Here is a 19,504-nt window from a genome sequence, read left to right as displayed (position 1 = left end):
CCCATGAAGCATAATCTGGCGCAGGATCTGGAACAATGCGCGCTGCCGAGCGCATTGGAGGCGATGGGTGAACGCTGGTCGTTCCTCATCTTGCGGGGCGCTCTTTCGGGCATCCGCCATTTCGAGGAGTTCCAGTCGACCCTCGGCATTGCCCGCAATATCCTGGCCAACCGGCTCGCCCGGCTGGTGGAAAACGGCATCATGCTGCGCCAGCCGATGCAATGCGACCGGCGCAAGGTCGAATATCGCCTGACCGAAAAGGGCGAGGATCTGGCGCCCGCCATGATCGCCCTGCGCCAGTGGGGCGAGAAATGGGGCTGCGGTCCCATTTCCTGCCAGGTGCTGGCCGATGGCCGCGACCGGCAGCCGATCCGCAAGATGACCATACAGGCCCATGACGGCCGCACGCTGGACCTCAGCGATCTGGTGTGGCTGTGCGTCGACGAGGAAACGCCGGTGGCGGACGCGCGCTCGCCCGAGACGGTGAAGGCGGCCTGACAGGGACCGCCGCCCAATGGCGCGCGCTGGTTTTCGCATCGGCTTTTGCAAAAACCGGTTCCCACTTTTTTGCCTGATGCTTTAGGCTGAACGCAATGTCAGTCCATCGCTTCCAGCCTCAGCCCTTTTTCGCGGACAAGAACCGTGCTTTCTGGAACCTCCAGTCGGTGGGATGGGCGGGCGCCTTCCTGCTGCGCGGCTCCTCCACCATCGCCAACGGGCAACCGCTTTCCAGCCTGATCCCGGTGATGATCTCGACCGTGTCGGGCTATTCGGTGACGCTGCTGATCGCGGTGGTCTTCCGTTTCCTCCAGCGGCAGCGGCCGATCGTCACCTGGGGCGCATCGATCGTGACGGTGGTGGTTGCGGCGGGGCTGGTGGCGTTCATCGACGCCTGGGTGTTCTCGACCCAGAACCGGGGCAGCGACACGGCGGGGCTGCAATTGTTCCTGGGCGCCTTCTATCTCAGCATGACGTTGCTGGGAGCCTGGTCGGCGCTTTATTATGCGATCAACTTCTACCTGACGGTGGAGGAGCAGGCGGATCAGCTATTGCATCTGGAAAGCCAGGCGTCGAGCGCGCAGCTCGCCATGCTGCGCTATCAGCTCAATCCGCATTTCCTGTTCAATACGCTGAACAGCATCTCGACCCTGGTGCTGCTCAAGCAGACCGACCGGGCCAATGCGATGCTTTCCCGCCTGTCGTCCTTTTTGCGCTATACCCTGATCAACGAGCCGACCGCGCAGGTCACGATCGAGCAGGAGATCGAGACGTTGAAGCTGTATCTGGAGATCGAGAAGATGCGGTTCGAGGACCGATTGCGGCCGGTTTTCCACATCGATCCGGCGGTGGCGCAGTCACGCCTGCCCTCTCTTTTGCTCCAGCCGCTGGTCGAAAACGCCATCAAATATGCCGTGACGCCCAAGGAAGAGGGCGCGGAAATCTCCGTCACGGCGCAGCCTGCCGGTGAAAACGTCCGGATCATCGTATCCGACACGGGTCCGGGATTGAATGAGGGGTTCACGCGCCCGAACAATCATGTCAGCGAAGGAACGGGTGTCGGCCTGGCGAATATCCGCGACCGGCTGATTCAGGCCTTCGGGGAACGACAGAGCTTCGAAACGCGTTCCACGCCTGGCGGCTTTTCGGTCCTGATCGAAATGCCGCTAAATTTGGATGAACCATCGAGAGTGGCCGCATGACCATCAGAACAATCCTCGTCGACGACGAAAGCCTGGCTATACAAGGCCTTAAGCTGCGTCTGGAAGCGCATGAGGATGTCGAAATCGTAGAAACCTGTTCCAACGGCCGGGAAGCGATCCGCGCCATCAAGACGCATAAACCCGACCTTGTGTTCCTCGACATCCAGATGCCCGGCTTCGACGGCTTTTCCGTCGTGCAGGGGCTGATGGAGGTCGAACCGCCGCTTTTCATCTTCTGCACCGCTTACAGCGACCATGCGATCCGCGCCTTCGAGGCGCAGGCGGTCGACTATCTGATGAAGCCGGTGGAGGAGGGGCGGCTGGCCGACGCGCTCGACCGGGTGCGCCAGCGGCTGTCCGAAAAGAAGCAGGTGCAGGAAGCCGAAAAGCTGCGCGAGGTGCTGGCGGAAGTCGCGCCGGACGCGATGCACGAATTCAACGCCGATGAGGAGGCGCCGGCCGCCAATCGCTTCGAAAAGCTCATCAACATCAAGGATCGCGGGCAGATCTTCCGCGTGGATGTCGATTCGATCGAGCGGATCGACGCGGCGGGCGACTATATGTGCATCTATACCGCCGACAATTCGCTGATCCTCCGCGAGACGATGAAGGATCTGGAAAAGCGGCTCGACCCGCGCAATTTCCAGCGGGTGCACCGGTCGACCATCGTCAATCTGAGCCAGGTGCGGCAGGTGAAGCCGCATACCAACGGCGAATGCTTCCTGGTGCTCGAATCCGGCGCGCAGGTGAAGGTCAGCCGGTCCTACCGCGACGTGGTGGCGCGGTTCGTGCATTGATCCAAGAGCGCGCTGCGTAAATCGGACGCAGGCTGCGCGCTCTAAGCTTTTGTTGTCGCATTGTTTTAAGCGTAAAGCCGGTTCCCGCTTTTGCGCACGATGCTATCTGAACACCCATTGCCGGTTGAGGCCGAACACTGCGGCCGGGGTGATGAACAGCATGGCCGGGATGGGCGACCATTCCGGCCATTGCATATGGGTGACGCACAGCCACACCCAGAGCGCGTTCAGCGCATAGCTCACCAGCGACACCGCGACGAAGCGGACGCCCCGTGCGGCCTGATTGTCGCGGCTGCCATGGCCGCGGAAGGTGAAGGCGCTGTGGGTGACATAGCCGATCAGCACCGCCGCCAGATAGCCGATGCCGTTCGCGAGCTGCGGATGCAGGCCGACCGGCGCCGCCAGAGTCCAGTAGATGCTGGCCTGACACGCCGTCACGAACAGGCCGGTCAGGCCGTAGCGGACGATCTGCCAGAACAGGGCCTGCTTTTCCGCTGTCAAGATTTGGAGGATTTTCATGCCGCCCCGTTGCGCTTTGATGCGCAGCCTCTAATCCACCGCCCATGAACTTGCAAAGCTGGCCTGGCCTGCGCGCCCGTATCCTGTCCATGGCGGCAGGATTTTCCCTTTATGCCGAGCGGCACTGGAAATGGCTGACGGTCCTGCTGTGGATTTTCGCCATGGCCTGGCTGATCGCGATGCGCTGGCCGCAGATTCATTGGCTGACGCTCAGCGATACCGACGACAATATCCGCTATGTGCAGGTGAAGGACTGGCTGGCGGGGCAGGGCTGGTACGATCTGCGGCAATATCGGCTCGATCCGCCCGCCGGGTTCAACATCCACTGGTCGCGGCTGGTCGACCTGCCGATCGCGGGGTTGATGCTGTTCTTCCGCGCCTTCGTCGATCAGGGACTGGCCGACCGGCTGGCCTGCGGCATCGCGCCGATGCTGCCGCTGTTGCCGCTGATGCTGGGGCTGGGCTTCATCGCGCGGCGGCTGGCCGGGGGGAACAGCTGGTTCCTGGCGGCGCTCGCGCCCTTCGCCGCGCAGATGGGCATCGGCATGTTCATGCCGATGCGGATCGACCATCATGGCTGGCAACTCGCCTTCACCGTGCTGATGCTGGCGGGGCTGATCGACCGCAACTGGCTGCGCGGTGGCATCGTTGCGGGGGTGAGCAGCGCCCTCTCCATCGCCATCGGCATGGAGATGATCGTCTATCTGGCGGCCGGGGGCGCGCTGATCGCGCTGCGCTGGGTGTTCAAGGAGGGCGCGGCGCGGCGGATGCTGCCCTATGCGCTCAGCCTGGCCGGAGCGACGTCGCTCTCCTTCCTGCTGTTCGCCAGCCATGCCAACCGGGAGATGGTGTGCGACGCGATCTCGCCCATCTGGGTCGCGATCTTCGCCGCCGCCTCGGCGGGGATGGCGTTGCTGGCGCTGCTGCCGCTCCGAAGCTGGCCGGCGCGGCTGGGGGCGGGGATCGTCGTCGGGGCGGCGGTGGCGGTCTTCGCCTGGCTGAACTGGCCGCAATGCCTGACCGGCGCCTATCAGATCTCGCCCGAGCTTGAGCGGCTCTGGCTGGCCAATATCCGGGAGGCCAAGCCGATCACGGTGCAGCCCTGGAGCCTGATCGTGCCGTTGATGGCGATCCCGGCGGCGGGCCTGATCGGCCTGATCTGGGCCCTGTGGGATTCCCGGCGCGATACCGACCGGCTCTGGGCCTGGGCCACGGTCGGCCTGATGATGCTGTTTTCGACAGCGCTGCTCTTCTGGCAGCTCCGTGCGGGTCCGGCGGCGCAATTGCTGGCGATCCCGCCTGCCGCCTGGGCGGCCTATCGGCTGCTCTGTGCGCTTGGCACGGGGCGGCCGCTGGTGCGCGGGCTGGCGCTGGTCGGGATGCTGTTGCTGGCGGCGGTCGCCTTCGCAACGCCGCTCTATCCGCAGATCAACCTGCTGTGGACCACGGCGACCGGCGCGCAGACCAAGCCGCAAAAGCCGGCGGTGCAGGCGCGCCGGAAGGCGATCGACAAGGCCAATGGCCGTTGCCGCACCCTGCCGTCCTTGCAGGTGCTGGACCAGTTGCCCGCCGCCACCATCTTCACCATGGTCGACCTTGGCCCGCGCCTGATCGCGGTGACGCATCACAGCGCGGTAGCGGGCCCCTATCATCGCAACGGGGCAGTGATCCTCGACATGCACCATGCCTATGACGGTCCGGCGGCGGCCTTCCGCCCGATCGCCGCCAGGCATCATGCGACCTATTTGCTGGTCTGCCCGGGCTTCCCGGAGGGCACCATCTATCAGGCGCGCAGTCCCAAGGGCTTTTATGCGGGGCTGATGCGGGGTGAGGTGCCGGACTGGTTGGAGCCCGTGGCGCTCAAGACGGGCATCACCCTGCCCTATACCCTCTACCGCATCGATTACGGCGCGCCGCGATAGCGGAGGCCGTTTTCGCCACCTCAGCGCCGGGCCAGGAAAAAATCGCGCAGCAATGCCGAAGCCTCGGTCTCGGCGATGCCGCCATAGACTTCGGGCCGGTGCAGGCATTGCGGCTGGGTGAAGAGGCGTGGTCCCTGTTCGATCGCTCCGCCCTTGGGATCGGCGGCGGCATAATAGAGCCGGGCGATCCGCGCGTGGGAAAGGGCGCCCGCACACATCGGGCAGGGTTCCAGCGTCACCCAGAGGTCGCAGCCCGTCAGGCGGAAGTCCTTGAGATGCGCGGCCGCCGCCCGGATGGCGACCATCTCGGCATGGGCGGTGGGATCATTGTCCCGGCGGTTGCGATTTTCACCCTCGCCGATGATCCGGCCGTCCAGCGTCACGACGGCGCCGATCGGCACTTCGCCCGCCTGTTCGGCGGCGCGGGCAAGATCCAGCGCGCGGCGCATGGGATCGGGCAAGGGGAAGGGCGTGGCCATGCCCCGCCCATACAGGATCGAACGCGGGGAAGGAAAGAATCAGGGCTTCTTCACATCGACCGTCGGCACTTCGACCGTTTCCTTGCGCTTGCCGACTTCGACCTTCGCCACATTGGCTTCATATTTGGGCAGGGAGCCGCCCTGGACCGCGACGTGCGGCAGGCTTCCTTCCCGCGTCTTTTGCAGGTCGATGAAGCCGGTGGCGATGCCGCCGGCCAGCACCAGCAGCACGATCAGCAACAAGCCACCAATGAATCGCATTTCGGCCTCCTCTACGTTATGGGGCGTCAACGCGCATGAGTCGGAAAGGGTTGCGGCCCCGAAAGGCTCTGTGCGGGTTGACGTGCGTCGGGAATCCCGTTATCGGCGCCGCTTTCCGAACGAACCCGAATTACAAGGTTGATTGACTATGTCGCGCATTTGCGAGCTGACCGGCAAGGGCCGCCAGGTGGGTCACAATGTTTCCCACGCCAATAACAAGACCAAGCGTGTGTTCCTGCCCAACCTGCAGAATGTGTCGCTGATCTCCGAAGCGCTGGAAACGACCGTGAAGCTGCGCGTGTCGACCCATGGTCTGCGTTCGGTCGAGCATAATGGCGGCCTGGACAACTGGCTGCTGAAGACCAGCGACGACAAGCTGTCGCTGAAGGCGCGCCGCCTGAAGCGCGACATCGCGAAGAAGAAGGCCGCCGTCGCGGCCTGATCGCTTTCGATTCGTTCGCTTGAAGAAGCGGTCCGGTGACGGGCCGCTTTTTTGCGTTGCCTGCGATATGAGGGCTTCGGGTTTACGACAAGGCCATTCCCGTCAGTCCAGCGCGAACTTCAGCAGCAGGTTGCGCTGGAAAAATTCGTGATTGTCGTCAGATGCGATCCAGACGATCCGGCGATCGCCTTCGCGGGTGACGGCCAGCCCCTCGAAATTATCCGCCAGCAAGGGGGGCGCCAGGCGCGCCAGGGTTCGGGCCTTCAGCCGGTCGCCGGGGCGAGGGTTTTCCGGCAGCTCGACGATCGCCAGCGTTGCCGTGAACAGGTCCTGCACGGTCAGCCGCCGGTTCAGCACGAGCAGGCGCCGGGCATCCAGCGCCACCGCATCGGTCGGGCGATAGCCGCGCGGCGGTACGTAGCGCAGATGCAGGGGGGCGGCTGTGCCGCCCTCGGCCGGATCGCCGGCGAAGAGCAGCGTGTCGTGGCTGCCGTCGGCGGTCATGCCCATTTCCGCGATCGCCAGGAAACGTCCATCGGGCAACCGGGCGAGCGATTCGATGGAGCCGGTTTCCGGCCAGGCTTCTATCTCCGGCCAGGTGCGACAGGCCTCCACCCGCGCGAAGCCCGGCGCATAGCGGCAGATCATCTGTTGCAGTTCGAATCCCACCCAATAGCGGTCCGTCGCGGGGTCATGGGTCAGGCTTTCCGAATCCCAGGCCCACCAGGGCTTGTCGCGATCCCGCGGGCGGACCGGCAGCGGCGCGATGAAGGGGTGGCGGGCGGGCGCGCCGGGGCCGATATGGAAGCCCATCAGCGTACCGGAATCGCTGAGCGCCAATATCTGCCCGTCCGGTTCGGCCAGCAGCGAGGATATGCCGCCAAAGCCATGATGGGGGCTGCGGAGCTGCCAGCCGTCCAGATAGGTGAGGCGGCCGATCCTGCGCAGCGCCGGATCGGTCGAGCTGAGCGGCAGGGCGCGCGCCGTCACCAGCAGCGGGCCGGGACCGAACAGTTCCGGCTTGTTCTTGTTCGGCGCGGGCAGGAGCAGGATCGCAAGCAGCAGGACGATCAGGATTCGACGCATCGCTGCTGGCCATAGTGCAATATCGGACCGGTTGCGCGCCTTTTCGTCCCGCTGGCTTTCCGGACCGAAAGGGGCGATGATGGGCCCCGGTCAAGCTGAACGATCGCTGTCATCGCCATTCAGGCTCGGCTCAACGCGAATCGGGCAAAAGGGCTTCAATCGATGGTGAGTCCGCCTTTTGGGGAAGGGCCGCCGAAGATCGATGGCAAATGAGGAGCAACGCCATGAAGACCAAGTTTCTGATCAATATGGGAGCGGCGCTTGCCATGGGCGCTGCCTCGCTCGCCGTCACCGCGACGCCTGCCATGGCGCGCGACGGTTGGGGCCGCCATTATGAACGTGGCGATTATTATCGTGGCGACCGCGGCTATCGCGGCTATCGCGACGGCTATTACCGCGGTGGCGGCTATTATCGTGACGATGGCTATTATCGCGGTTACCGGGGTTATCGTGGCGGCTATCGCTGCCGGGACAACGGCACGGGCGGCACCATCATCGGGGCGATCGCCGGCGGTCTGCTCGGTAACGAAGTCGGCAAGGGCAGTGGCCGTTATGGCCGTCGCGGCGACGGCACCACGGGCGCCATCATCGGCGCGGGTGTAGGCGCGCTGGCGGGCCGGGCGATCGACCGGGATTGCTGATCCGTCGACGTTGACGGGATGAAAGCATGAGGGCTGCCCCGGTGGGGCGGCCCTTTTCATTTTCATCGAAGGGCCTTCGCCCAACGAAAAGGGCCGCCCCGTTACCGGCGCGGCCCCATTCAGACATTCCCCGAGGAGGGAATTACATCGCGTTCGAAGCGGCGTTCGCGGCAGCGTTGGTCGCGTTCGCAGCAGCGTTGCCGGCGTTGTCGGCGGCGTTCATCGCGGCGTTCATGGCGTTGTCGGCAGCATTCGAAGCGTTGTCGGCGGCGTTCGCAGCAGCGTTGGCGGCGTTGTCGGCGTGACCCGAGCAAGCGGCCAGGCCCAGCGAGGCAGCGAGAACGAGCGAAAGAGCAATCGACTTGGTCATGGGCTAAACCCCTCTCTGAGAATAAAAACGGTGCAGACCACTCTCGGAGAAAAGTTCACCCCCCATTGCGTCTGCGCCGCGATTCGTAATGAATCCGGCGACTCATGGCAATCCCAATCATGCGTTAAGCCCGTGATTTGGGGCTGAAGAGGGTCGGACGGGTCCGTGCCCAACGGTGATTGACGTATATAAAGATTTCTTTATATGATCATTTCATGAGCGCGGCACTCGACATTTTCCGGGCATTGGGCGACCCGACGCGGCTGCGCATCATCCATTTGTTGCGCGCCATGGAACTGGCCGTGGGCGAGATCGCGCAGGTCGTCGGGCAAAGCCAGCCGCGCGTGTCGCGCCATGTCCGCATCCTGGCCGAAGCCGGTCTGGTTGAGCGGCGCAAGGAAGGCAATTGGGTTTTCCTCCGGTTGGGCAAAAAGACGGAGATCGTGCCTTTCTGGGCGCTTTTCGACCAGCTTGTCCCTTCCGAGAATGAGGATCTGTGGCAAAAGGCGGATCTGGCCCGGCTGGCGGCGGTACGTGCCGATCGGGCACAGGCGGCGGAAAGCTATTTTGCCGAACATGCCGAATTGTGGGACGCGATCCGGTCGCTTCATGTGCCCGAAGGGGATGTGGAAAGCGCGATGAAGGCGCTGCTGGGGGCGGAGCCGATCGGGCATCTGCTCGACATCGGCACCGGCACCGGACGGATGATCGAATTGTTCGGCCCTGCGGCGGATCAGGTGACGGCGCTGGACCGCAGCCCCGATATGCTACGGCTGGCGCGGGCCAAGCTGCCGCATGATGCGGGTGACAAATATGCGCTGGTGCTGGGCGATTTCGGCGCCTTGCCGGTGGAATCGGGCAGCGTCGATACGGTGGTGCTGCATCAGGTATTGCACTATGCGCAGGCGCCCGAGGCGGTGATCGGCGAGGCGGCGCGGGTGACGGCGGCGGGCGGCCGCGTGCTGATCGCGGATTTCGCGGCGCATGAACGGGAAGAACTGCGGCTGCGCGACCAGCATGCGCGGCTGGGCTTTTCCGACGAGCAGATCGAAGGCTGGTTCGCGGAGGCGGGCCTGGAACTGGAGCGGGTGGAGGTACTGCCCGGCCAGGAACTGACGGTGCAATTATGGTTGGGGCGGCGCCGGGGCGCGCGTGTCCTGCGACATGAAGGACGACTTTCCGCATGACCTTGAGCTTCCCCTCCGTCGAAGAGGCCTCGCAGGCTTGGCAAGCGCCGCTCTATGCCGATCTGGCGGGCGACGTTAACGTCAGCTTCGAATTCTTCCCGCCCAAGACGGAGAAGATGGAGGAGCAGCTCTGGTCCGCGATCCAGACGCTGACGCCGCTGGCGCCCAAATTCGTTTCGGTGACTTATGGCGCGGGCGGTTCGACGCGGGAGCGGACGCACAATACGGTGGCGCGGATCGCGAAGGAAACGCCCCTGTCGGCGGCGGCGCACCTCACCTGCGTGGCGGCGAGCAAGGCCGAGATTGACGAAGTCGTGGACGCCTATTGGGAAGCGGGGGTGCGGCATATCGTGGCGCTGAGGGGCGACCCGCCGGAAGCGGGCTCGAAGTTCGAGCCGCATCCTGAGGGCTATAAGGGCGCGGCGGAGCTGGTCGAGGGCTTGGTGAAGCGGCATCCGTTCGAGATTTCTGTCGCGGCCTATCCCGAAACCCATCCGGATGCTTTGAGCGCGCAGAGCGACATTGATAATCTCAAGCGCAAGCTGGATGCGGGCGCCAGCCGAGCGATCACGCAATTCTTCTTCGAGCCGGACACCTTCTTCCGCTTTCGCGACACGGTGGCGGCGGCGGGGATCGATGCGGAGATCATCCCCGGCATCATGCCGGTCAGCAATTTCGCGGCGGTCCAGCGCATGTCGGCCATGTGCAACACCGATGTGCCCGGATGGATGGGCAAGCTGTTCGAGGGGTTGGACGATCACGCCGCTGCGCGGCAGCTCGTGTCCGCGACGCTGGCGGCGGAATTGTGCCGCAAGCTCTATGCGGGCGGCGTGCGCGACTTTCATTTCTATACGCTCAACCGGGCGGAACTGAGCTATGCGATCTGCCATCTGCTCGGGCTGCGGCCGGCGACATTGGAGAAGACGGCATGACCGCTGAGGAACGCTTCCGCGCCGTTGCGGCGGAGAAGATCATGATCTTCGACGGCGGCTACGGCACGTCGATCCAGAAACATGGGCTGAGCGAGGCGGATTATCGAGGGTCGCTCGATCTGGCGAAGGATCAGAAGGGCAATAACGACCTGCTCTGCCTGACCCGGCCGGACATCGTCGAGGGCATCCACACCGCCTATCTCGACGCCGGGGCGGACATGATCGAGACCAACACCTTCTCGTCGACCAAGATCGCCATGGCCGATTATGGCTGCGAGCATCTGGTGCGGGAGATCAACATCGCCGCTGCCCGGATCGCCCGCAAGGCGTGCGAGGCCGCGACGGCGAAGGATGGGCGGCCGCGTTTCGTGGCGGGGTCGATCGGGCCGACGAACAAGACGCTGTCGATCTCGCCGGATGTGAACGATCCGGCCTATCGCGAGGTCGATTATGATACGCTGAAGGCCGACTATCGCGAGCAGTGCGATGCACTGATCGAGGGTGGGGTGGATTTCCTGCTGGTCGAGACCTGCTTTGATACGCTGAACGCCAAGGCGGCGGGCATGGCGGCGCGGGAGGCCGAGGCGGCGGCGGGGCGGCCTGTACCGCTGATGCTGAGCTTCACCATCACCGATATGTCCGGGCGGAACCTGTCGGGGCATACGATCAACGCCTTCTGGTATTCGCTTCGGCATTTGAAGCCGCTCACCATCGGGGTGAACTGTGCCTTTGGGGCGGATTTGCTGCGGCCTTATCTTTCCGAACTGGCGAAGAATGCCGATACGCTGATCCTGGCCTATCCCAATGCGGGGCTGCCCAATGAGTTGGGGCAATATGATGAGCTGCCGGAAACGACGGCGAGCCTGATCCGCCAGTGGGTGGATGAAGGCTTGGTCAATATGGTCGGCGGCTGCTGCGGCACGACGCTCGCGCATATCGGTGCGGTGGCGAAGGCGTTGGCGGGGCAGAAGCCGCGTGTCGTGCCGGAATTGCCGGTGGTGACGCGGCTCGCGGGCCTCGAACCGATGCATATCGCGGCGTAAGATTGTTCCCCCTCCCGCAGGCGGGAGGGGTTAGGGGTGGGCCGGTCCAGGCGCCATCCCAAGAAAGCCCACCCCCGGCCCCTCCCGCTTGCGGGAGGGGGGAAGAGAATGACATGACCCAGCAATCGACCGCCACTTTCGTCAATATCGGTGAGCGCACCAACGTCACCGGTTCGGCCAAGTTCAAGAAGCTGATCATGGCGGGCGACTATGCCGCGGCCATCGACATCGCCCGCGATCAGGTGGAGAACGGCGCGCAGATCGTCGACGTCAACATGGACGAAGGGCTGCTCGACGCCGTGGAGGCGATGACGACCTTCCTCAAGCTCATGACCTCCGAGCCGGATATCAGCCGCGTGCCGGTGATGATCGACAGCTCCAAATGGGAAGTGATCGAGGCGGGGTTGAAGTGCGTCAGCGGCAAGCCGGTCGTGAATTCGATCAGCATGAAGGAGGGCGAGGAAGCCTTCCTGCATCATGCGAAGCTCTGCATGGCCTATGGCGCGGCGGTGGTCGTCATGGCTTTCGACGAGACGGGGCAGGCGGATACCCAGGCGCGCAAGGTCGAGATTTGCGAGCGGGCCTACAAGCTGCTGATGACCATCGGCTTTCCGCCCGAGGACATCATCTTCGACCCCAATATCTTCGCCGTGGCGACGGGGATCGAGGAGCATAACAATTACGGCGTCGATTTCATCGAGGCGTGTCGCGAGATCAAGAAGCGTTGCCCGCATGTCCATATTTCGGGCGGCCTGTCGAACTTCTCCTTCTCCTTCCGCGGCAATGAGCCGGTGCGGCGGGCGATGCATTCGGTCTTCCTCTACCACGCCATTCCGGCGGGGCTGGACATGGCGATCGTCAATGCGGGGCAGCTCGACGTCTACGACGCCATAGATCCGGCGCTGCGCAAGGCGTGCGAGGATGTGCTGCTGAACAGCGATCCCGAAGCCGGGGATCGCCTCGTCGCGCTGGCCGAAAGCTACAAGGGCAAGGACGCGGCGTCCGAAAAGGCAGCGCAGGAATGGCGCGGCTGGCCGGTCGCCAAGCGGCTGGAGCATGCGCTGGTCAAGGGCATCGACATGTATGTGGTCGAGGATACGGAGGAAGCCCGCCTCGCCGCCGAAAAGCCTATTCAGGTGATCGAAGGCCCGCTGATGGACGGCATGAATGTCGTGGGCGACCTGTTCGGCGCGGGCAAGATGTTCCTGCCGCAGGTGGTGAAATCCGCCCGCGTCATGAAGAAGGCGGTGGCGCATCTGCTGCCCTTCATCGAGGCGGCGAAGGAACCGGGCGCCAAGGGCAAGGGCAAGATCATCATGGCGACCGTCAAGGGCGACGTCCATGACATCGGCAAGAATATCGTCGGCGTAGTGCTCCAGTGCAACGGCTTCGAAGTGGTCGACATGGGCGTGATGGTGCCCTGGCAGGACATCATCAAGGCCGCGAACGATCATGACGCCGACATGATCGGGCTGTCGGGCCTCATCACCCCCTCGCTGGACGAGATGGTGACGGTCGCCGCCGAAATGCAGCGCGCCAAAATGACCATGCCGCTGCTGATCGGTGGTGCGACCACGTCGAAGGTGCATACCGCGCTGCGCATCGATCCGGCCTTCGAGGGGCCGGTGGTGCATGTGCTGGACGCCAGCCGCGCGGTCGGCGTGGCGACCGCGCTGGTGTCGGAGACGCAGAAGACCGACTTCGTCCAGAAGACCAAGGACGATTATGAGCATGTCCGCGTCGCCCGCGCCAATAAGGGGCAGAGCGCGCTGGTGCCGATCGAGGATGCGCGGGCCAATGGCTTCGAGATCGATGAGAGCCTGAAGCCCGGCAAGCCGCGCCTGCCCGGCGTCCATCGCTTCCCGGACTGGGACTTGAAGGACCTGCGCAACTATATCGACTGGACGCCCTTCTTCCGCGCCTGGGAACTGGCGGGTAATTATCCGGCGATTCTCGAAGACGAGGTGGTGGGCGAGAGCGCGACCAGCCTGTTCAACGACGCACAGGCGATGCTCGACCGCATCATCAACGAGAAATGGCTGACGGCGCGGGGCGTGGCAGGCCTGTGGCCCTGCCGCCGCGAGGGCGACGACATCATCGTCCATGTCGAGGATGAGAAGCATGTCACCCTGCCGATGCTGCGCCAGCAGATCGCCAAGCGGGAGGGCAGGGCCAATATGTGCCTCGCCGACTTCATCAGCCATGACGGCGACTGGATGGGCGGCTTCGCGGTGTCGATCCACGGCATCGAGCCGCATCTGGCGCGGTTCAAAAATGCCATCGACGATTATTCGGACATATTGCTGAAGGCGTTGGCGGACCGTCTGGCGGAGGCCTTTGCCGAGCGCTTGCACCATTATGTGCGGACGGCGCTCTGGGGCTATGCGGAGGGCGAGCAGCTTACCAATGAAGCGCTGATCAGGGAGCAATATCGCGGCATCCGCCCGGCGCCCGGCTATCCGGCCTGTCCGGAGCATAGTTTGAAGCCGCTGCTGTTCGACATGCTGGACGCGCATCATGCGACCGGAATCACGCTGACGGAGAGCTTTGCGATGCTGCCGACGGCGGCGGTCAGCGGCTTCTATTTCGGGCACCCGCAGGCGGAATATTTCGGCGTGGCGCGCGTGGGCCGCGACCAGTTGGAGGATTATGCCAAGCGGCGCGGCGTCGACCTGGAAACGGCGGAGCGCTGGCTGCGGCCGAATTTGGACTAACGCCCGACCTTATGAACAGCGTGTTCCTGCGGAGGCAGGAACCCAGTTCTGTCGTTTGATTGTCATGGCAACGTTAGGACTGGGCTCCTGCCTGCGCAGGAGCACGGTGGTTAGCTATTCACCGCGCCTCGTGGTTGGCCGCGACCGCCTTCGCCACCGCCTGCATCAGTTGCCAGCGCGTCGGGATCGGTTCGGTCGTGCTGCCGATCATCACCGCGACCGCATAGCTGGTGCCGTCGGGCGCGGTCATGATGCCGATATCGTTGAACCCGGTCGAACGCGCCCCCAGTTCCTGGCCCGTGCCGGTCTTGTGCAGATAATGCCAGCCCGCCGGCACGCCGCCCTTGATCCGCTGCGGCCCGGTTTTCGCCTCGCTCATGATCGACATCAGCAGTTGCGAGGAAGCGGGCGACAGCATGTCGTTCTGCTTGAGCTTCGCCAGCGCCTGCACGATCGAGGAGGGCGCCGCCCCGTCCGGTGGGCTGGCGAGATAATTGTCCAGCGCCTTCTGCCGCGCCGCCATGGGCAGCTTGGCGCGGGCGGCGTAGAAATTGCGGCCGATCGAATAATCCTGCCGCCATTCCAGGCCCGCCGTCGTCGATTGCAGCAGCCGCTCGCCGGGGCCGAAGCGTATGTCCCTGATATAGCGGCGGGCGAGATAGCCGCGCACGGCGTCCGGCCCGCCGACGGCGCGCAGCAACGTGTCGTTGGCGGTATTGTCGCTCTGCGTCATGGCGCGGCGCATCAGGTCGGAATAGGTGGTGGTCCAGCCCGAATTGCCCACCAGCGCGGCGGTGGGCTGGTGGAAGAGGGTCAGGTCCTTCTTCGTGATGGTGGTGCTGTCGCTGAGGCGGATCTTGCCCCGGTCGACCGCGTCGAGGAAGGCCATCGACACCCAGAGTTTCGACACGCTCTGTTGCGGGAAGAGCAGATTGCCGTTCCAGGCGACCGTCCAGTCGCTGCCGATGCGGCGAACGGCGATGCCGACCTTGCCGTTGAAGCTTTGGCCGAGGTTGCGCACGACGCTGACCAGTGCGGGCGGAGGTGCCTCCCGCTGGTCGACGTCGAGGGCCTGGAAGGGTTTGGGCGGATTGGCGACCGGCTTGATCGGATAGGTCGACGTTGTAGGTTGCGGTCGCTGGACGGCCGCATAAGGTTGCTGCGGCGCGCTGACGCAAGCCGACAGCGCCGCCATCAACAGGACAAGACGAGCCGAGCCGCTATTGCCGCCGCCATTTGGGCGCTTGCCGCGCCCTCCCTTCAACATGGTCATCAAAATCCCCGCACTCTCCTCTCCTATTAGGCTTTGCGCGTGCATCGGGTGACAAGAATCATGCGACGAACGATTCCACAAATGCGATGTAAGGAGGCTGAACGAGGGATGCCTTAACTCAGTTGAGGTTCAGGCGGCGGGCTGCAAGAGGGTGTGGATGCAGCAAGTGATGAACAGACGGACCCTGATGCGCGCCGCCGCCGCCTTGCTGGCGGGTGGCGTGCTGGCACCAAAGGCCTGGGCGGCGCCCTTCGCCTCGCGCCGGATCGCGGTGACCACGCGGGGAGCGGGGCGCGACGTCGTGCTGATCGCCGGGCTGGCGAGCGGGCCGGGACTGTGGAACGGGGTGGTCGGCGCGCTTTCCGGTTATCGCTGGCATCTGGTCCATGTGCGGGGCTTTGCGGGCCTCGCCGCGGACGCCAACGCCAGCGGGCCGCTGGTCCAGCCGGTGGCGGACGAGATCGCCCGCTATATCGCGGCGGCTGGGCTGGATCGGCCTGCGATCGTCGGCCACAGCATGGGCGGTACGCTGGCGATGATGCTGGGTTTGAAGGGGCTGTCGGGAAGGCTGATGGTGGTCGACATGCTGCCCGAAGGCGCGGCGATGGTCGGCGGCACGGCGCAGGGCATGGGTTTCCTGGCCGATCAACTGGGGCAATATCTCACCGGCACCAAGGCGGGACGCGCCTATCTGGCGCAGATGCTGGCGGACATGCCGGGCGCGAGGGGGAGCGATCCCGACGTCATCGCCAATGCGCTGCGCGATCTCGCCAATGTCGATCTGGGGCCGCAACTGGCGCGGCTGGCCGCACCCATGGAGGTGGTCTATGCCGTGGGCAGCGATAGGGCGCAGGCGGGCGAGATCGGCCGCACCTTCCGCACCGCCTATGCGGCCAAGCGTGATGTCCGGCTGGTGCCGATCGGTCCCAGCGGCCATGTCGTCATGGCGGACCAGCCCGCGCGCTTCAACGCGGTGCTGGGCGATTTTCTGAAAGGCTTTTGACGCCGATCAAAGGCGGCACGCCATGGCTGGTCTAGAAGGAGTTCGACGCCGACCTCCGCGTCACTCCTCGACTGATGGCGCAGCGCGATGGGCCGCTGCGCCACTTTTTTCCTTCATGGCGCCAGTACCGTGTCGATGGCCTGCGGCAGCATGTCGGGATAGTCGAGCGTATAGTGCAGGCCGCGGCTTTCCTTGCGGTGCAGGGCGGAGCGGACGACGAGGCGCGCGACCTCCAGCAGGTTGCGCAGCTCGATCAGGTCGGGCGTCACGCGGAAATGGCCGTAATATTCGTCCACTTCCTTGGCCAGCAGGTCGATGCGATGCTGGGCGCGCTCCAGCCGCTTGGTGGTGCGGACGATGCCGACATAGTCCCACATGAAGCGGCGGATTTCCTTCCAGTTGTGCTGGACGATGACCTCTTCGTCGGAATTGGTGACGCGGCTTTCGTCCCAGGGACGGATTAGCGGGGGCGCGGGCAGCTCGTCCCAATGGGCGCGGATATGGCGGGCGGCGGCCTCCCCGAAGACGAAGCATTCGAGCAGCGAGTTGGAGGCGAGCCGGTTGGCGCCGTGCAGGCCGCTTTCGGTGACTTCGCCCGCCGCATAGAGGCCGGGCAGGTCGGTGCGGCCATCGAGGTCGATCACCACGCCGCCGCAGGTATAATGCTGCGCCGGGACGACCGGGATCGGCTCCTTCGTGATGTCGATGTCGAGGTCGAGCAGCCGCGCATAGATGGTCGGGAAATGGGTGCGCACGAATTCCGGCGGCTTGTGGCTGATGTCGAGATGGACATAGTCGAGGCCGAGCCGCTTGATCTCATGGTCGATGGCGCGGGCGACGATGTCGCGGGGGGCGAGTTCGGCGCGCTCGTCGAAGCGGGGCATGAAGCGCTCGCCGCCGCCGGGAACGCCGGGGGGGAGTTTCAGATGCCCGCCTTCGCCGCGCACGGCTTCGGTGATCAGGAAATTCTTGACCTCCAGATTGTAGAGGCAGGTCGGGTGGAACTGGTTCATCTCCATGTTGGAGACGCGGCAGCCCGCGCGCCAGGCCATGGCGATGCCGTCGCCGGTCGCTCCCCTGGGCGCGGTCGAGAAGAGATAGGTGCGGCCCGCGCCGCCGGTGCACAGGATGGTCGCGCGGCCCAATATGGCGTCGACATGATCGGTCCGCTTGTTGAAGGCGTAGATGCCCCAGACATGGCCATCGCCCGAATATTTCTCGCCATGGCGGCTGGTGATGAGGTCGAGCGCGACCATATCCTCCAGCAGCGTGATGTTCGGATTGGCGCGCGCTGCCTTCAGCAGCGCGACCTGCACCGCATGGCCGGTGGCGTCGTCGACATGGACGATGCGGCGGTGACTGTGGCCGCCTTCACGGGTGAGGTGCCAGCGTTCGCCGAACTCCTCGCCCCCATTGAAGGGCACACCCAGTTCCGCCAGCCGTTCGATCGCGGCGGGGGCTTCGGAGACCACGAATTCGACGGTGCTGCGGTCGTTCAGGCCCGCGCCCGCGACCATCGTGTCCTCGATATGTGCCTCGAAACTGTCACCGGCATCGAGTACGGCGGCAATGCCGCCCTGCGCCCAGTTGGTCGATCCGCCGTCGAGCGCGCCCTTGGCCAGAACCACGACCTTGCGGTCCTGCGCAAGGTTGATGGCGGCTGTCAGCCCCGCCGCGCCGGAACCGATGATGACGACGTCATAGGTGGTGATGGGCATAGGGTCTTCTTACTCCCCTCCCGCAGGCGGGAGGGGTTGGGGGTGGGCTTGCGCGAGCGTCGTCTGGATATGCGACAGCACGCCTTCGAGATTGGTTAGCACATCTGCATTGGTGAAGCGCAAGATGCTATAGCCTTGGGTGCGGCAATAGGCATCGCGGCGGGCGTCATAATCGGCGCCGTTGTCGTGGGTGGAGCCGTCCAGTTCGATGATGAGCTTCGCCTCGCGACAGAGGAAGTCGCAAAAATAAGGACCGACCGGGATTTGGCGGCTGAATTTGCGACCGTCGAGCTGGCGGTTGCGGAGGTGCTGCCAGAGGAGGCGTTCGGGCGGGGAGGAGTCGTTTCTCAGGGATTTGGCGCGGGCGGTGTTTCTACTTTTGAAAGGTCGCGCAAGCCCACCCCCCGGCCCCCTCCCGCTTGCGGGAGGGGGAGAAGCATCCCCCTCCCTCACGCCGCGGCAGTCAAATTCAGGAACACATCCTCCAGATCCGGATCGCGCGTCACCACATCGACGATGGAAAGGCCGCTCGCCTGCACGGCGCTCAGCACCTGCCCCGCATTGGCGCGGTTCTTCATATAGGTGATGGTCAGCGTGCGTTCGTCCGACAGTTCGATCTTCTCGAAGCTGGGGTCGGCAGGTGGCGTCACGATGTCGCGGTCGACCGTCACCTGCACCACCTTTTCCTGCGCCATGGCGATCAGTTCGCGGGTCGTCTTGTCGGTGATGACCTTGCCATGGTTGATGATGGCGATGCGGTCGCACAGCTCCTCGGCTTCTTCGAGATAATGGGTGGTCAGGACGATGGTGACGCCCTGCCGGTTGAGTTCGCGGACATAGGCCCAGAGCTGCTGGCGGAGCTGGACGTCGACGCCCGCGGTCGGTTCGTCCAGCACCAGGATCGGCGGGCTGTGCACCATCGCCTTCGCGACCAGCAGCCGGCGTTTCATGCCGCCCGACAGCGTCCGGGCATAGGCATCGGCCTTGTCCTCCAGATGCACGGCGCGCAACAATTCCATCGAGCGGCGGCGTTCTTTCGGCACGCCATAATAGCCCGCCTGATTCTCCAGCGTCTCGAACGGGGTGAAGAAGGGATCGAACACGATCTCCTGCGGCACGATGCCGATGCTGTTCTTGGCGTTGCGGGGGTTCTGGTCGATGTCGAAGCCCCAGATCTTCGCCGTGCCGCTGGTCTTGTTGACCAGGCCCGCAAGGATGTTGATCGTTGTCGACTTGCCCGCGCCATTGGGGCCGAGCAGGCCATAGATCTGCCCGCGCGGAATGGTGAGATTGATATTGTCGAGCGCGCGCTTGCCGCCCTTGTACACCTTGCTGAGGTTGGTGATCTCGATGGCGGGAGCGGCTTGGGGCATGTCGGTCATGGCTGCCTATAGTGGGGTTGTGCCATCGGAAAGGA

The 19,504-nt window shown here is 64.5% G+C and carries 20 protein-coding genes; 11 read left to right on the top strand and 9 right to left on the bottom strand.

From position 1 onward, the window contains the following. Positions 1-3 precede the first annotated feature (3 nt). From CAF53_RS06460 to CAF53_RS06450, 3 genes are all read left to right on the top strand, one after another. Complete coding sequence (locus CAF53_RS06460; protein WP_100237634.1) at positions 4-498, top strand: helix-turn-helix domain-containing protein; 495 nt, start codon at positions 4-6, stop codon at positions 496-498. A gap of 95 nt (positions 499-593) precedes the next feature. Further along, positions 594-1,700 (top strand): histidine kinase, encoded by a 1,107-nt coding sequence (locus CAF53_RS06455; protein ID WP_046761886.1) that lies wholly within the window; start codon positions 594-596, stop codon positions 1,698-1,700. Further along, a complete protein-coding gene (locus CAF53_RS06450; RefSeq protein ID WP_046761885.1) occupies positions 1,697-2,497 on the top strand; it encodes a LytTR family DNA-binding domain-containing protein in 801 nt (266 codons plus the stop codon). Before CAF53_RS06455 ends, CAF53_RS06450 begins: the two co-directional genes overlap by 4 nt. A 102-nt stretch (positions 2,498-2,599) precedes the next feature. Here the strand turns inward: CAF53_RS06450 and CAF53_RS06445 are convergent, their stop codons facing one another. Then, complete coding sequence (locus tag CAF53_RS06445; RefSeq protein ID WP_100237633.1) at positions 2,600-3,016, bottom strand: GtrA family protein; 417 nt, start codon at positions 3,014-3,016, stop codon at positions 2,600-2,602. A gap of 44 nt (positions 3,017-3,060) precedes the next feature. Here CAF53_RS06445 and CAF53_RS06440 point away from each other — a divergent pair, with 44 nt between their 5' ends. Further along, on the top strand, positions 3,061-4,938 hold the full coding sequence (locus CAF53_RS06440) for a hypothetical protein (protein WP_100237632.1): 1,878 nt from the start codon (positions 3,061-3,063) through the stop codon (positions 4,936-4,938). 20 nt (positions 4,939-4,958) lie between these two features. On the opposite strand, the gene CAF53_RS06435 is transcribed toward CAF53_RS06440, so the two are convergent. Continuing rightward, the gene (locus CAF53_RS06435) at positions 4,959-5,417 is read right to left on the bottom strand and encodes a nucleoside deaminase (protein WP_046761882.1); all 459 of its coding nucleotides are present in this window, start codon (positions 5,415-5,417) and stop codon (positions 4,959-4,961) included. A 39-nt stretch (positions 5,418-5,456) separates the two neighbouring features. Then, on the bottom strand, positions 5,457-5,678 hold the full coding sequence (locus CAF53_RS06430) for a hypothetical protein (RefSeq protein WP_046761881.1): 222 nt from the start codon (positions 5,676-5,678) through the stop codon (positions 5,457-5,459). A gap of 148 nt (positions 5,679-5,826) precedes the next feature. Between CAF53_RS06430 and rpmB the strand changes: the two genes are divergently transcribed. Further along, a complete protein-coding gene (rpmB, locus tag CAF53_RS06425) occupies positions 5,827-6,120 on the top strand; it encodes a 50S ribosomal protein L28 (protein WP_007687480.1) in 294 nt (97 codons plus the stop codon). Between the two features lie 102 nt (positions 6,121-6,222). Here the strand turns inward: rpmB and CAF53_RS06420 are convergent, their stop codons facing one another. Then, a complete protein-coding gene (locus tag CAF53_RS06420; RefSeq protein WP_100237631.1) occupies positions 6,223-7,206 on the bottom strand; it encodes an esterase-like activity of phytase family protein in 984 nt (327 codons plus the stop codon). Positions 7,207-7,430: 224 nt separating this feature from the next. On the opposite strand from CAF53_RS06420, the gene CAF53_RS06415 reads away from it, so the two are divergent. Then, entirely contained in the window at positions 7,431-7,847 is a 417-nt protein-coding gene (locus tag CAF53_RS06415) for a glycine zipper 2TM domain-containing protein (RefSeq protein ID WP_046761879.1), read from the top strand. 142 nt (positions 7,848-7,989) lie between these two features. Here CAF53_RS06415 and CAF53_RS06410 read toward each other — a convergent pair whose 3' ends face one another. Further along, on the bottom strand, positions 7,990-8,217 hold the full coding sequence (locus CAF53_RS06410; RefSeq protein ID WP_046761878.1) for a hypothetical protein: 228 nt from the start codon (positions 8,215-8,217) through the stop codon (positions 7,990-7,992). Between the two features lie 215 nt (positions 8,218-8,432). On the opposite strand from CAF53_RS06410, the gene CAF53_RS06405 reads away from it, so the two are divergent. From CAF53_RS06405 to metH, 4 genes are all read left to right on the top strand, one after another. After that, a complete protein-coding gene (locus CAF53_RS06405) occupies positions 8,433-9,404 on the top strand; it encodes a metalloregulator ArsR/SmtB family transcription factor (protein ID WP_046761877.1) in 972 nt (323 codons plus the stop codon). Next, positions 9,401-10,336, top strand: coding sequence for a methylenetetrahydrofolate reductase (gene metF / locus CAF53_RS06400; RefSeq protein ID WP_100237630.1), 936 nt, complete (start codon positions 9,401-9,403; stop codon positions 10,334-10,336). The genes CAF53_RS06405 and metF overlap by 4 nt, the downstream gene beginning before the upstream one ends. Further along, positions 10,333-11,379, top strand: coding sequence for a homocysteine S-methyltransferase family protein (locus CAF53_RS06395; protein WP_100237629.1), 1,047 nt, complete (start codon positions 10,333-10,335; stop codon positions 11,377-11,379). Before metF ends, CAF53_RS06395 begins: the two co-directional genes overlap by 4 nt. A 113-nt stretch (positions 11,380-11,492) precedes the next feature. Then, the gene (gene metH / locus CAF53_RS06390) at positions 11,493-14,093 is read left to right on the top strand and encodes a methionine synthase (RefSeq protein WP_100237628.1); all 2,601 of its coding nucleotides are present in this window, start codon (positions 11,493-11,495) and stop codon (positions 14,091-14,093) included. A 118-nt stretch (positions 14,094-14,211) separates the two neighbouring features. On the opposite strand, the gene CAF53_RS06385 is transcribed toward metH, so the two are convergent. Beyond that, positions 14,212-15,366, bottom strand: a complete 1,155-nt coding sequence (locus CAF53_RS06385; protein ID WP_046761873.1) for a serine hydrolase — start codon at positions 15,364-15,366, stop codon at positions 14,212-14,214. Between the two features lie 166 nt (positions 15,367-15,532). Between CAF53_RS06385 and CAF53_RS06380 the strand changes: the two genes are divergently transcribed. Continuing rightward, positions 15,533-16,369 (top strand): alpha/beta hydrolase, encoded by an 837-nt coding sequence (locus tag CAF53_RS06380; RefSeq protein ID WP_100238715.1) that lies wholly within the window; start codon positions 15,533-15,535, stop codon positions 16,367-16,369. A gap of 113 nt (positions 16,370-16,482) precedes the next feature. Here the strand turns inward: CAF53_RS06380 and nadB are convergent, their stop codons facing one another. The 3 genes from nadB to CAF53_RS06365 are packed head-to-tail and all read right to left on the bottom strand — an operon-like array spanning position 16,483 to position 19,469. Beyond that, positions 16,483-18,087: an L-aspartate oxidase gene (nadB, locus tag CAF53_RS06375; RefSeq protein ID WP_100237627.1), complete on the bottom strand. Its 1,605-nt coding sequence runs from the start codon at positions 18,085-18,087 to the stop codon at positions 16,483-16,485. Positions 18,088-18,096: 9 nt separating this feature from the next. Further along, a complete protein-coding gene (locus CAF53_RS06370) occupies positions 18,097-18,540 on the bottom strand; it encodes an endonuclease domain-containing protein (RefSeq protein WP_046761872.1) in 444 nt (147 codons plus the stop codon). Further along, complete coding sequence (locus CAF53_RS06365) at positions 18,537-19,469, bottom strand: ABC transporter ATP-binding protein (protein ID WP_100237626.1); 933 nt, start codon at positions 19,467-19,469, stop codon at positions 18,537-18,539. Before CAF53_RS06365 ends, CAF53_RS06370 begins: the two co-directional genes overlap by 4 nt. Positions 19,470-19,504 lie beyond the last annotated feature (35 nt).

Source organism: Sphingobium sp. LB126 (assembly GCF_002795205.1).
GTDB classification, from domain to species: Bacteria; Pseudomonadota; Alphaproteobacteria; order Sphingomonadales; family Sphingomonadaceae; genus Sphingobium; species Sphingobium chungbukense.
The sequence above is the reverse complement of the archived record's forward strand: the minus strand, read 5'-3'. Positions and strand labels throughout refer to the sequence as shown.

Coding starts and splice junctions, on each gene's coding strand:
- nadB (WP_100237627.1), bottom strand. CDS start 18,087: ATGCCCATCACCACCTATGACGTCGTCATCATCGGTTCCGGCGCGGCG.
- CAF53_RS06435 (WP_046761882.1), bottom strand. CDS start 5,417: ATGGCCACGCCCTTCCCCTTGCCCGATCCCATGCGCCGCGCGCTGGAT.
- CAF53_RS06440 (WP_100237632.1), top strand. CDS start 3,061: ATGAACTTGCAAAGCTGGCCTGGCCTGCGCGCCCGTATCCTGTCCATG.
- CAF53_RS06430 (WP_046761881.1), bottom strand. CDS start 5,678: ATGCGATTCATTGGTGGCTTGTTGCTGATCGTGCTGCTGGTGCTGGCC.
- CAF53_RS06395 (WP_100237629.1), top strand. CDS start 10,333: ATGACCGCTGAGGAACGCTTCCGCGCCGTTGCGGCGGAGAAGATCATG.
- metF (WP_100237630.1), top strand. CDS start 9,401: ATGACCTTGAGCTTCCCCTCCGTCGAAGAGGCCTCGCAGGCTTGGCAA.
- CAF53_RS06410 (WP_046761878.1), bottom strand. CDS start 8,217: ATGACCAAGTCGATTGCTCTTTCGCTCGTTCTCGCTGCCTCGCTGGGC.
- CAF53_RS06455 (WP_046761886.1), top strand. CDS start 594: ATGTCAGTCCATCGCTTCCAGCCTCAGCCCTTTTTCGCGGACAAGAAC.
- CAF53_RS06365 (WP_100237626.1), bottom strand. CDS start 19,469: ATGACCGACATGCCCCAAGCCGCTCCCGCCATCGAGATCACCAACCTC.
- CAF53_RS06420 (WP_100237631.1), bottom strand. CDS start 7,206: ATGCGTCGAATCCTGATCGTCCTGCTGCTTGCGATCCTGCTCCTGCCC.
- CAF53_RS06460 (WP_100237634.1), top strand. CDS start 4: ATGAAGCATAATCTGGCGCAGGATCTGGAACAATGCGCGCTGCCGAGC.
- rpmB (WP_007687480.1), top strand. CDS start 5,827: ATGTCGCGCATTTGCGAGCTGACCGGCAAGGGCCGCCAGGTGGGTCAC.
- CAF53_RS06405 (WP_046761877.1), top strand. CDS start 8,433: ATGAGCGCGGCACTCGACATTTTCCGGGCATTGGGCGACCCGACGCGG.
- CAF53_RS06415 (WP_046761879.1), top strand. CDS start 7,431: ATGAAGACCAAGTTTCTGATCAATATGGGAGCGGCGCTTGCCATGGGC.
- CAF53_RS06445 (WP_100237633.1), bottom strand. CDS start 3,016: ATGAAAATCCTCCAAATCTTGACAGCGGAAAAGCAGGCCCTGTTCTGG.
- metH (WP_100237628.1), top strand. CDS start 11,493: ATGACCCAGCAATCGACCGCCACTTTCGTCAATATCGGTGAGCGCACC.
- CAF53_RS06450 (WP_046761885.1), top strand. CDS start 1,697: ATGACCATCAGAACAATCCTCGTCGACGACGAAAGCCTGGCTATACAA.
- CAF53_RS06385 (WP_046761873.1), bottom strand. CDS start 15,366: ATGACCATGTTGAAGGGAGGGCGCGGCAAGCGCCCAAATGGCGGCGGC.